Origin of the sequence: Methanothermobacter sp. KEPCO-1 (genome assembly GCF_008033705.1) — an archaeon.
Classification (GTDB): domain Archaea; phylum Methanobacteriota; class Methanobacteria; order Methanobacteriales; family Methanothermobacteraceae; genus Methanothermobacter; species Methanothermobacter marburgensis.
The window spans coordinates 636,015-649,312 of record NZ_CP042937.1 but is presented as its reverse complement, the minus strand read 5'-3'; the positions used below and the strand labels follow the sequence as shown (position 1 = coordinate 649,312).

At 46.1% G+C, this 13,298-nt stretch carries 7 protein-coding genes and 1 CRISPR repeat array (1 of these 8 only partly in view); of the genes, 4 read left to right on the top strand and 3 right to left on the bottom strand.

Annotated features, from left to right (window positions below):
- Nucleotides 1–237 precede the first annotated feature (237 nt).
- From FVF72_RS03475 to fen, 4 genes are all read left to right on the top strand, one after another.
- Nucleotides 238–1,413, top strand: coding sequence for a homocitrate synthase family protein (locus FVF72_RS03475; RefSeq protein ID WP_147671224.1), 1,176 nt, complete (start codon nt 238–240; stop codon nt 1,411–1,413).
- A 64-nt stretch (nt 1,414–1,477) separates the two neighbouring features.
- Nucleotides 1,478–2,734, top strand: a complete 1,257-nt coding sequence (hacA, locus tag FVF72_RS03470) for a homoaconitase large subunit (RefSeq protein ID WP_013295052.1) — start codon at nt 1,478–1,480, stop codon at nt 2,732–2,734.
- A 100-nt stretch (nt 2,735–2,834) separates the two neighbouring features.
- Nucleotides 2,835–3,377: a chorismate pyruvate-lyase family protein gene (locus tag FVF72_RS03465; protein WP_147671223.1), complete on the top strand. Its 543-nt coding sequence runs from the start codon at nt 2,835–2,837 to the stop codon at nt 3,375–3,377.
- A gap of 10 nt (nt 3,378–3,387) precedes the next feature.
- Nucleotides 3,388–4,374: a flap endonuclease-1 gene (gene fen / locus FVF72_RS03460; RefSeq protein ID WP_147671222.1), complete on the top strand. Its 987-nt coding sequence runs from the start codon at nt 3,388–3,390 to the stop codon at nt 4,372–4,374.
- A 66-nt stretch (nt 4,375–4,440) separates the two neighbouring features.
- Here the strand turns inward: fen and FVF72_RS03455 are convergent, their stop codons facing one another.
- From FVF72_RS03455 to ahcY, 3 genes are all read right to left on the bottom strand, one after another.
- Complete coding sequence (locus FVF72_RS03455) at nt 4,441–6,405, bottom strand: IGHMBP2 family helicase (protein WP_147671221.1); 1,965 nt, start codon at nt 6,403–6,405, stop codon at nt 4,441–4,443.
- Nucleotides 6,406–6,479: 74 nt separating this feature from the next.
- A complete protein-coding gene (locus FVF72_RS03450) occupies nt 6,480–7,100 on the bottom strand; it encodes a DUF2119 domain-containing protein (RefSeq protein WP_147671220.1) in 621 nt (206 codons plus the stop codon).
- Nucleotides 7,101–7,110: 10 nt separating this feature from the next.
- Nucleotides 7,111–8,364, bottom strand: coding sequence for an adenosylhomocysteinase (gene ahcY / locus FVF72_RS03445; protein ID WP_147671219.1), 1,254 nt, complete (start codon nt 8,362–8,364; stop codon nt 7,111–7,113).
- Between the two features lie 629 nt (nt 8,365–8,993).
- Nucleotides 8,994–13,298: direct repeats of the CRISPR family, unit length 30 nt; unit sequence GTTAAAATCAGACCAAAATGGGATTGAAAT; it runs 1,271 nt beyond the window's last position.

Sequence of the window (13,298 nt, the reverse complement as noted above, 5' to 3'; positions counted from 1 at the left end):
GATGGTTACACTTCATGAGCATGGAGGCTGAAAAGCGCCGGACAACCATAGACAATTAAAACCAGCACCCTCCGTAACTGCCCACCATCTACAGCTGCAAGCGCCAGGACAACCACCACCAGATAAAAGATGCGGGGCCGGAAGACGGCTGTACTCTCAAACCTTTTATACTTAAATATCAAATTTAAATAAATGCTAGAGTCTTCATTTTAATAAATCAGTTAAGGTGGTAATCCCTTGAAATACTTCGTCAGTCCCTTCAATAAGGAAGCTGAATTAGAATTTCCTGATAAGATCACGATTTATGATACAACACTCCGCGACGGGGAACAGACCCCTGGGGTATGCCTTGGAACCGAGGAAAAACTTGAAATAGCCAGAAAACTGGATGAACTGGGCATACACCAGATAGAAAGTGGTTTTCCAGTCGTATCAAAGCAGGAAAAGGTTTCAGTAAAGACAATAGCCAATGAAGGCCTCAATGCAGATATACTGGCCCTGAGCAGGACAAAGAAGGAGGACATAGACGTTGCAATTGACTGCGACGTTGATGGCGTCATAACCTTCATGGCCACATCTGACCTCCACCTCAAACACAAACTCAAACTCACAAGGGAGGAGGCCCTCAATGTGTGCCTTAACTCCATAGAGTATGCAAAGGACCACGGCCTCTTCCTGGCATTCTCAGCAGAGGATGCCACAAGGACTGACCTGGACTTCCTCAAGCAGATATACAGGAAGGCTGAGAGCTACGGGGCAGACAGGGTCCATATAGCAGATACGGTGGGTGCCATAAGCCCCCAGGGAATGGACTACCTTGTAAGGGAACTTCGAAAGGATATAAAAGTGGACATAGCAATGCACTGCCACAATGACTTTGGCATGGCACTCTCAAATTCAATAGCAGGGCTCCTGGCAGGCGGAACCGCAGTTTCAACCACAGTTAACGGTATAGGTGAAAGGGCCGGGAACACCTCCCTTGAGGAGCTTATAATGGCCCTGAGGATAATCTATGACGTTGACCTCGGATTCAACATCAGCGTCCTCTATGAGCTGTCAAGGCTCGTTGAGAAGCACACCCGCATGAAGGTACCTGAAAACAAGCCCATTGTTGGAAAGAACGTCTTCAGGCACGAGTCAGGCATACACGTGGACGCGGTGATAGAGGAACCCCTCACATATGAGCCGTTCCTCCCTGAGATGATAGGCCACCAGCGCAAGATAGTACTGGGCAAACACTCAGGGTGCAGGGCAGTCAAGGCAAAACTTGAGGAGTACGGTATAGAGGTTACAAGGGAGGAACTCTGCAGGATAGTGGAGGAGGTAAAGAAAAACAGGGAGAAGGGGAAATACATTAACGATGAACTCTTCTACAGGATCGTAAGGTCTGTGAGGGGGCCTGTTGACTTCTAGGTGGCTGGAATGAACATAAGCGAAGGGATTGAAGGTATCCTTAGATAGTTTTCAGGTGGTTAAAATGAACATCACAGAGAAGATCCTTGCAGATGCAGCCGGAGTGGCTGAGGTCACACCCGGCGAGATAATAGAGGCCAGGGTTGACCTTGCAATGACCCACGACGGCACATCACCCCCAACAATCCGCACATTCAGGGAGATAGCCTCAAGGGGAGGCCCCGACAGGGTATGGGACCCTGAAAGAATGGTCATGGTATTCGACCACAACGTACCACCCAACACAATAGGGGCAGCAGAGTTCCAGAGGGTAACATCTGAATTCGCATCTGAGCAGGGAATAAATAATATCTTCAAGAACGCTGAGGGCATATGCCACCAGGTCCTCCCTGAGAAGGGATTTGTACGCCCAGGAATGGTCATAGTTGGTGCAGACTCACACACCTGCACATACGGGGCATTCGGTGCATTCGCAACTGGAATGGGCGCCACGGACATGGCAATGGTATTCGCCACAGGAAAAACCTGGTTCATGGTGCCTGAGGCAATGCGCATCGAGGTTACAGGCGAACTGCAGGGGTTCACCACAGCAAAGGATGTTATACTGAAAATCATAGGGGAAATAGGCGTTGATGGTGCAACATACCGGGCTGTGGAGTTCACTGGAAGCACGGTTGATGAAATGGACGTTGCCGGAAGGATGACCATCTGCAACATGGCAGTTGAAATGGGGGCCAAAAACGGTATAATGGAGCCCAGCAGGAGGATAATCCAGTATGTAAAGTCCAGGACAGGGAGAGACTTCCGGGTTTACCGTTCAGATGGGGACAGCCAGTACGTGGAGGACCACCACTTCGATGTCTCTGACCTCGAACCACAGGTTGCCTGCCCCGACGACGTGGATAATGTGGCACCTGTTTACAGGGTTGAGGGAACCCACATAGACGAGGCATTCCTTGGTTCATGCACAAACGGCCGCTACGAGGACCTCAAAATGGCAGCAGAGGTCCTTGGGGATAGAAGGGTCCATGATGATGTGAGGTTCATAGTTTCACCCGCCTCAAGGGAGATCTACCTCAGGGCACTGGAGGATGGGATAATAGAGACCTTCCTAAGGGCAGGGGCCATAGTCTGCAACCCAGGTTGCGGGCCCTGTCTCGGGGCCCACATGGGGGTCCTGGCTCCAGGGGAGGTTAGCATAGCCACAACCAACAGGAACTTCAGGGGAAGGATGGGTGACCCATCATCAAAGGTCTACCTGGCCAACCCGGCGGTTGTGGCTGAATCAGCAATTAAAGGGGTGATCAGTGCACCCGAATAGAAAATAAGGTGAATTCTTAAAGTGATATGATTCCATCACCATGTGATCAGCGCACCTGAATAAAAAAATGGGAAGACCCGCATTATGAGGGAGGCAGGAAATGGATGTCAATGTCTTGGAGGAGATTGAACGCATCGAGAGGATAATAGGGAGGCTCTCAAACACCCAGAAGATACTGCTATCAACAGACGGCTCGGTAACAAGGATACTTGACGTGCTGAGGGGAACAGTGACCATAAGGACCATAAAACAGGAATTCATACCATCAACTCCAGAAATCGCAGATAAACTCAGGATATCACCCGGGGAAATGGTTAATCACCGGGTGGTTGTGATAGGGAATAATGAACCGCTAATACACGCGGTATCATACATACCACTATCAAGGCTTGATGATGGATTCAGAGAGGACCTCATAAGGGCGGATATACCCATAGGGAGGATACTGAAGAAGCACAGCATAGAATCCCGCAGGGAGATAGAGATCCTTGACATAGAAAGTCCCAGCAGAGAACTCAGGGAAATATTCAAAACAGACTCCCCCATGCTCACAAGGACCTACAACATAATCCACCAGGACGAGGTGCTCATAAGGATAAAGGAGACCTTCCCATTCGACTGGTTCAGGGAAGAATTCCGGTAACGGTGTTTTCATGGGAGTTAAATTAAAGGATATAATATCGGCAGAGAAGATAAGGCTTGATGATCTCAGGGGGCGCACCGTTGCAGTTGATGCAGCCAACAGCATATACCAGTTCCTCTCAAGCATAAGACAGAGGGATGGAACACCCCTCATGGACTCAGAGGGGCGGGTGACATCCCACCTCAGCGGCATACTCTACAGGACAGCGGCGGTGATGGAGAGGGATATAAGGATGGCCTATGTTTTTGATGGGAAATCCCATCACCTGAAGGGCGAAACAGTAACAAGGCGTATTGAGACCCGGAAGAAATCTGAAGTGGAATGGAGGAGGGCCCTTGAGGAGGGGGACATCGAGAGGGCAAGGAAGTATGCTGTGAGGTCCTCAAGGATGTCACAGGATATAGTTGAAAGCTCCAAAAGGCTCCTTGAACTCCTAGGGATCCCATACGTTCAGGCACCGGGAGAAGGCGAGGCGCAGGCATCATTCATTGTTAGGAGGGGTGATGCCTGGGCAGTGGCATCCCAGGACTACGACTGCCTCCTCTTCGGAGCCCCCAGGGTCGTGAGAAATCTCACACTCAGCGGAAAACTGGAGGAACCAGAGATAATTGAACTGGAATCTGCCCTCAGGAATCTTTCAATCACCCATGAACAGCTGGTGGACCTGGCACTCCTCGTTGGCACAGACTTCAATGATGGAATAAAGGGGATAGGTGCCAGGAGGGGACTCAAACTCATAAAGGAAAAGGGTGACGTATTCAGTGTAATTGATGAGGTGGATGGGGACATCGGAGGCGACCCCGAGGTCCTCAGGGGGATATTCCTTGAACCTGACGTGACCGGGGACTATGAACTGAAATGGAGGAAACCTGATAGGGATGGGGTCATAGAGTTCCTCTGCGGTGAGCATGGCTTCTCAGAGGAAAGGGTGATGGCTGCTCTTAAAAAAATTGAAGGGGCTTCATTCACACAGAAAAGCCTTGAGGACTGGTTCTGAGGATCATGGGATCCACTGGTCATGGAGGTATAATAGTGGAGGTTGTCATAGGACTGGTTCTGAGGATCATGGACTCCACTCCCTCAGATCACCGGCTGATGGTTCATAGAGGAATCCCCGTTCCCTGCAGAATTCAATCAGCCTCCGGTAGGAGGGGTGGGATGAGAGGGTGCCGGTATCACCTATTATTATGAGTTTGCGCCTTGCCCGTGTAAGTGAAACATTGAGCCTCCTGAGGTCCCTGAGGAAACCTATGTTACCTTCACTGTTACTTCTAACCATTGAGATGATGATGACCTCCCTCTCACGCCCCTGAAAACCATCCACACTGTTAACCTCAACACAGGTCATGGAGGATATCAGGTCCACCTGGTCGTCGTAGGGTGTTATTATACCGATCTCCTCTTCTTTCACACCCATCCTGATGAGTGCACCAGCGATTATAACTGCAAGGTCAGCCTCAAGGGGGTTCTGGATTGATGTTGATCCCTTCAGCCTCCTCTCACCCACCCCAACCTTTGAGGTATCAATAAAGAGGACGGGGTCCCTTTCTGCAAGTTTTCTGTGTGGCATGGAGTCGGGGATCTCAGTGGATATAACATCCAGTATTGAGATTTCCTCAAGTGAGGGGCGGGCCCTTATTCTTCCACCATAGAACTCCCTGTTTGGGAACTCCATTATGGCAGGGTTCATACGGTACTGGCAGTTCAGCATCCATGAATTCTCAGGGTATGAATCTATGAGTTCCTCAAAGAGTGTCACCTCCAGTTCAGAGGCCTCAGGGTTCAGTATGGTTGGTGGAAGCTGCCTGTGGTCCCCTGCCAGCACGAACCTTGGTGCCCGTGAGAGTGGTATGAGTATGCTGGGGATTGTGGCCTGGGATGCCTCGTCAACAATTGCAACATCAAACTTCGCATTATCTATGTACTCGAGGGCCGCAGATGAGTTGGTTGCAAGGACAACCTGGCTGTCACGGATTATCCTCTCAACGATTTCAACTTCAATCTCCTGCATCTTCCTGTGGAGTTCATCTATCTGCTGGTTGACCTCTATCCAGCGGGCCATGGATATCATCACATTTGGGGATATGCCACGGGCACCCCTCCTCTTTGTGGCGTTGATCATTATCTGACTGTCTGTGAGCCCCCTGCGCAGCTGGGGGGTGGGTTTATGGTGCCTTTCACGCTCCTCAATGAGCCTGTCAATCCTCTCCTGGTATTCGAGGACCCTCCTGTAGTCGGGGTGGTTCTCAAGTTTATATGCAAGTGTCTCCTGCAGGTTGGTCCTGGAGACCCTCTGGGGGTGTCCGAGACGTACACATCTCAGATGACCTGCGATTCCCTCAAGGAGGTTATCAACTGCAGCGTTGCTCTCAGCCGTCACAAGGACACGGTTACCCCTCCTGACCTCCTGCCTTATGAGTTCATGGAGTGTACGGGTCTTTCCTGTACCGAAGGGTCCGTGTATAAGGAAGAAATCATCTGACCCCAGGGCCCTCATTATGGCCTCCCTCTGGGACCTGTTGAGTTCAGGGTCCACGGGCTCGAATTCAACGATCTGGTGACCAGATGGCTTTTCATCCCCCAGCAGAAACCTTAAAACCCTGAACACATTCCTTCCCGCACCCTTCAGGTTGTCTATCATCCTCTGGAAGGTTATGTCATTGGCGTAGAGGTCCACCCTGACGTTCCTCAGGGCCCAGCGGGGGACATTTTCAAGTGCCACCACAATGAATCGTTTACCCTTCGCCGCCACGGTACCTGTGAGGTCACTTCTGAGGGGGTTTCCACGGCTTATCAGGACAAGGTCACCAACTGATATCTGGGTATCTATGGGTTCCCTCCTCCCGTATTTCACGAGATGGAATCCAAGTTCACGCCCGGTTACCTTACCGTTAAGGCCATTTATGGCCCTCCCTACCCTTTCACGCTTCTGGGGGGACAGCCTCCTTATCTCATTCATCATGGCGTTTATTTCCGCCTCCCTCTCCATCTCAACAAGTTTAATAAGCCTCTTTATGTATGATTTCACACTGATAGTATCCACCCCGGATTTCACCTGAGGTAATCCAGTACCTCATTTTCATTAAATGATTTTCCATTCATCTAGAAAGGGGGGTATTCCCCAAAGAACTCCCTGGCGTATCTCCTGGCGGTTTCAACCTGCTCAGGGTATCTCCTGCCAAGGCGCTCTTCCAGTTCTTCACGGGTCTCTGATGAGGCAACGGTCTTCAGGAAATTCACGTAAACCTCAAGTCCATCAGCTTCGTCCATGGGGCTCCTTAGACAGGGCATCTCAATGGTCAGGCAGATATCCTCGCGTCTGAAGAGTTTCTTGCGTATGTGGGGTGACACCGACCCTATCAGAACACCCTTCTCCAGTTCTATGAGGGGAGGGACACCGTCCCTGTTCCTCCTTGAGGGATCCGTTAATCTGTCGTAGCTTTCCTCTCTGTAGCAGTGGGCCTCCAGGTATGTTGATGGCCGGTACTTCTCTATGAGCCCTATTATTTCCATTCCCTGCTGGCTCCTGTAATAATTGGGGTCAAGGGTGCTCAGGTACTCTGTGGGGTTGCAGCTGTATATTATCAGCTTTCCCCTCCTGATGTCATTGAAACCAAGCCTCTTGAGGGCCCTTATAGCTGTGAAGCCCTCCTTTCCATGCACACCACCAACAAAGAGCCTTACAGGACCTTTGCCCTTATCTATCATCCTGAAGAAACCCAAGTTCTTCCTCCTATGTCCCCTCTTCCCAGTTTTCAAGGTACCTTATCTGTTTCTCTGTCAGTTCATCGATCTGGATCCCCATGGCCTCCAGTTTCATCTCCGCAACCCGCATGTCTATCTCATCAGGGGCCCTGTAGACGCCGGGTTCAGGTTTTTCACTGAGTAGGTGTCTCGCTGATAGTGCCTGCATTGCAAAGCTCATGTCCATTATCTCTGCGGGATGGCCCTGACCCCTCTCTGAGGCAAGGTTCACAAGTCTCCCCTCGGCAAGGAGGTATAATTTGCGCCCATCAGGCATGATGAAGACCTCTATGTCCTCCTTAACCAGCCTTTTCTCCTCTGATAACCTTTCAAGGTCCTCCCTGTTTATTTCAACGTTGAAGTGACCTGCATTTGCCATCACACAGCCGTCCTTCATGTTCATAAAGTCATCCCCCGCAACCACATCGGTGTTTCCTGTTGCAGTTACGAGTATATCTGCATGTTTAACGGCCTCTGAGACCCTCATAACCCTGAATCCATCCATACGGGCCTCGAGTGCCCTTATGGGGTTGACTTCGGTTACTATGACGTTTGCGCCAAGACCCTGGGCCCTCAGGGCTATTCCGCGCCCGCACCAACCATAGCCACACACCACAACGGTTTTGCCTGCTATGAGCATGTTGGTGGTCCCCATTATGGAGTCAAATGTGGACTGGCCTGTCCCGTAGCGGTTGTCGAAGAGGTACTTTGTGTAGGCGTCGTTCACGGCCATGACTGGAAATTCGAGGGCACCATCGGCTGCCATGGCTTTTAGCCGGTGTATCCCTGTTGTTGTCTCCTCACAGGCACCTATTATTCCATCCAGGAGTTCCCTCCTTTCCCTGTGGACCAGGAATATCATGTCTGCCCCGTCGTCTATGAGGATGTCAGGTTCATGGTCCAGGACGCGGTGTATGTTTTCATAGTACTCCTCATTGGTTTCACCGCGCCAGCCGTACATGTTGAGGCCCATTTTTGCTCCAGCAGCGGCTGCATCGTCCTGGGTTGATAGTGGGTTGCACCCTGTCATGGCAACCTCTGCACCGCCCGCCAGGAGGGTGAGTCCCAGGTTTATGGTCTTTGGTTCTATATGGAGGCATGAGGCCACCTTGATCCCCTCGAATGGTTTTTCCTCTGAGAAGTCCCGCTTGATCCTTTCAAGTACAGGCATGTGTTCCTGAACCCACAGGATCTTCTTTTTGCCCTGAGGGGCAAGTGAAATGTCTTTAACATTATATGGCATGGTATCACCAGGTTAACTTAATTCATTGACTTTAGATAAATAGTTGGAGTGACCACTTAAAAATAGTTATGAAGAGGCTTTCTGGTGACTCTTCATTATTGGTTTTTCACCTTCTCAATCCACAACAGAAGGCTGTTAATGATCCATATGATTTCTTAAATTTTGTTTTTTTAGATTATAATGATTTAAAAGATTTTGATTCAGTGATGGAAATTCAAATAAACTCTATGAAATCATAAAACAGCCTTAATGATTCCAATAGTTTTATATCACACTAAAAATTATTTTTAAAGATTTTAATCAAATAAAATTATTTTTTCGGGCCATTGAAGTGATATCCTCCAGAAGTTTTTGACCATTTTCCAGCCAGCCTTTTATAATAACCCTATGTTATTTTAAGCTTATTTTATCATTAAAATGTCTAATAATTCATTTTTAACTTTTTATCTCGCTAAAATTTTGATTTTAATTTTTTAAATTATTCATGATCTTTATTTTTTAATTATAAAGCTCTACAACAAGTCGTCTGTCAATATAAATGAACTGCATTATTGGGGATCGACAAATTTATAAGTCTGAGAGGAGAAATTTCAGGGTGATACAGGCCAAATAGAGAAAAAATCCGCCCTGTTAAAATCAGACCAAAATGGGATTGAAATTCACAAGCCACCCCGTCTTCCTCCGCAGATTCGATGGTTAAAATCAGACCAAAATGGGATTGAAATGTTGAATCTGACTGGATGAATTGCTTCAGGTCATCCTGTTAAAATCAGACCAAAATGGGATTGAAATCTGGTCATTAAGTATCGCTGTGTCAAGTTCAAGGGGTTAAAATCAGACCAAAATGGGATTGAAATGTTTTTACTTGAAGGATTTTATCCTTCTCATACTATACGTTAAAATCAGACCAAAATGGGATTGAAATTGCATAGGGTTGTAAAGCCCTGGCTTATTCTATGACTGGTTAAAATCAGACCAAAATGGGATTGAAATAAGTCTCAAATGCCTCAGTAACTGGTAACATTTATGGTTAAAATCAGACCAAAATGGGATTGAAATGAATGGGGCGATTGGCGGGGCTATCGCTGGATTCGGGTTAAAATCAGACCAAAATGGGATTGAAATTTCATATGATTCGAGTGCTCCTGTGTTGTCTCCGGGGTTAAAATCAGACCAAAATGGGATTGAAATGAATGGGGCGATTGGCGGGGCTATCGCTGGATTCGGGTTAAAATCAGACCAAAATGGGATTGAAATCTTGGAAATTGAAGGATTAAGCCTGTTCCCACGGAAGGTTAAAATCAGACCAAAATGGGATTGAAATGTCAATGATCATCGTATCCTTAACCCTCTCATAGATGGTTAAAATCAGACCAAAATGGGATTGAAATGCAGCTTCACATGCGCGTCATTTGAGAGGTATGCGTTTGGTTAAAATCAGACCAAAATGGGATTGAAATCGAGGATAGTGGAAGCCCAACCCCCCGTTGCACTATCCGTTAAAATCAGACCAAAATGGGATTGAAATTCAAGGTACTCATCTGAGATTCCGGAGACAAATAAGTTAAAATCAGACCAAAATGGGATTGAAATTGAATGTTGCGAGGTTCACATAGTCCCCGCTTCTCCCGTTAAAATCAGACCAAAATGGGATTGAAATACATATACTCTTCAGCTTCGACCTTCAATCATCCACCGTTAAAATCAGACCAAAATGGGATTGAAATTTATGGATATGAGGAGCAAGTAGGGTTCTGGAAGAAGTTAAAATCAGACCAAAATGGGATTGAAATTGTTTATCTGGTAGCTCATGGCGGTGGTGATCTTCCTGTTAAAATCAGACCAAAATGGGATTGAAATTCAACTGTTAGGCAGACCCAATCAGCAGTCACCGGGTTAAAATCAGACCAAAATGGGATTGAAATTCAGCACAGGAACACGGCAGGCCAGCACCGGTTTCAGTTAAAATCAGACCAAAATGGGATTGAAATTTGAGACTTTGAATTGTTTCACTTCACTGCTCTCGCGTTAAAATCAGACCAAAATGGGATTGAAATTGGATAGTTCAGGGTGTGGTTCCTGTGTCATCTTGGTTAAAATCAGACCAAAATGGGATTGAAATCAGGTTACTGGGTCAGAGTGCATCCGATTACTTCGTGTTAAAATCAGACCAAAATGGGATTGAAATGTACTCTGGTGGTGTGAAGCGGGCGCCGATGCAATTGTTAAAATCAGACCAAAATGGGATTGAAATCAAATACGTACTCCCTACCCTCAAGGATGGATAGTATGTTAAAATCAGACCAAAATGGGATTGAAATTAATCAACAACGTCAAAGTTGAGGTCATGATCAAGTTAAAATCAGACCAAAATGGGATTGAAATAATCGAAGGTGATAAGATCCGTGACAACCAGACCAGGTTAAAATCAGACCAAAATGGGATTGAAATTATTTTTCACCTCTTACGGTTACTGACAGGGGTTGGGTTAAAATCAGACCAAAATGGGATTGAAATTCTTATTAGATCCTCAACGGTTTTCCTGTAGCGGGTTAAAATCAGACCAAAATGGGATTGAAATCATATACGAGTGCTCAGAGCGGCTCATGGTCCTCATGTTAAAATCAGACCAAAATGGGATTGAAATGCATCAACATTGGCGGATGCGTCCTCACCCTCACGAGTTAAAATCAGACCAAAATGGGATTGAAATGCGACGAAGACGGGAAGACCATTAGGGAAACCTTGTGTTAAAATCAGACCAAAATGGGATTGAAATATGCCTGGGAGGAGCCAGTACCCGTTCTTCCTACCGGTTAAAATCAGACCAAAATGGGATTGAAATAGATACGATCAGAGCCGAATATCACCATCCTCACAGGTTAAAATCAGACCAAAATGGGATTGAAAATTTCTTATCAAGGAAGTCCTCGAGGATAGGCTCCCTGTGTTAAAATCAGACCAAAATGGGATTGAAATGCTTATACACTGTCCTGTAATCTGCTATTGTGTCTGTGTTAAAATCAGACCAAAATGGGATTGAAATTTTCCTGATGTAAATGGGGATTTTCGGGGCCCCATAGTTAAAATCAGACCAAAATGGGATTGAAATACAACTTTTGGTTTGAAGGGCACTTTCACTACTACAGGTTAAAATCAGACCAAAATGGGATTGAAATCGAAAACCACCCCCAGGCCCTGGGTTGGAAAAAAAATAGGTTAAAATCAGACCAAAATGGGATTGAAATAAAAAAAAGAGAAGAAAAAGGAAAGAAGAGGTGAAAAAGTTAAAATCAGACCAAAATGGGATTGAAATTTCTCATGGGCTATTACGGTCCCGACCCATATGCGTTAAAATCAGACCAAAATGGGATTGAAATCTGTCAGTGGGGTGACATTCATCTTCTTTGTCTTCGTTAAAATCAGACCAAAATGGGATTGAAATGTGTGGGATGGTGAAACCTTAGCGATGGAGGGTGTGGGTTAAAATCAGACCAAAATGGGATTGAAATCAGGACAACCCCGACCAGGGAACCCCAAACCAAAGAAGTTAAAATCAGACCAAAATGGGATTGAAATGTATGATGGCCCGGATCGTCGGTTCATACCCTCTGGGTTAAAATCAGACCAAAATGGGATTGAAATCGATATTCCCAACGACATTGAGTGCTTCAGAGTCAGGTTAAAATCAGACCAAAATGGGATTGAAATGCAATCGGACAATATCAAGGAGATAAACCTTACCATTACGTTAAAATCAGACCAAAATGGGATTGAAATCATTAGGATTATTATCTCAATGAATACGGTGTCCATGTTAAAATCAGACCAAAATGGGATTGAAATGTGTGGGATGGTGAAACCTTAGCGATGGAGGGTGTGGATGAGTTAAAATCAGACCAAAATGGGATTGAAATTTTTAACTGTCGATGGAATTTTACCTGTAGTCTTGTTAAAATCAGACCAAAATGGGATTGAAATGTACCTCGCCGCAGCGGCGGCAGGTTTCGGTGACTGTGTTAAAATCAGACCAAAATGGGATTGAAATGGGACTCCATTCTATCTCTACCTGACGAGGACCTAGTTAAAATCAGACCAAAATGGGATTGAAATCATCTCCAGCTTCTACTGGCATCAGAGCATGGCTTCTGTTCGTTAAAATCAGACCAAAATGGGATTGAAATACTACGATGCGAATGCCCCGACTACCACTACAGAAGGGGTTAAAATCAGACCAAAATGGGATTGAAATAACTTGTATGATATTTTACATTATCTTGAGTATCTTGGTTAAAATCAGACCAAAATGGGATTGAAATATCACATGCTCAACAATCCTCCTCTCGCGCGTCAAACGCGTTAAAATCAGACCAAAATGGGATTGAAATGCGAAGGAGGTTGCAGCGGAGATACTATCGGAGCTCTGTTAAAATCAGACCAAAATGGGATTGAAATAACAACAGGTGCCTTCTGCCTTCCTTTGACCCCAGGTTAAAATCAGACCAAAATGGGATTGAAATTCGAGGATGTTTTCGAGGACTTCGATTAATGATTCATCGAGTTAAAATCAGACCAAAATGGGATTGAAATCATTATCCCATGAAAGGGCCTCTATGTGGCCATTATGGTTAAAATCAGACCAAAATGGGATTGAAATCAAAAACAGGGCCACCCCACCACAAACCCACCATGCGTTAAAATCAGACCAAAATGGGATTGAAATTTTGTATCACCTCCTGTTCGTTATAGGAATATATAGGTTAAAATCAGACCAAAATGGGATTGAAATTCAATTGTTTATTATATGGCTGGAATAACCTTAACAAGTTAAAATCAGACCAAAATGGGATTGAAATATACTTGTAAACGGATCCACATTACTATTTCCTGGTCATGTTAAAATCAGACCAAAATGGGATTGAAATTCTTCAGCA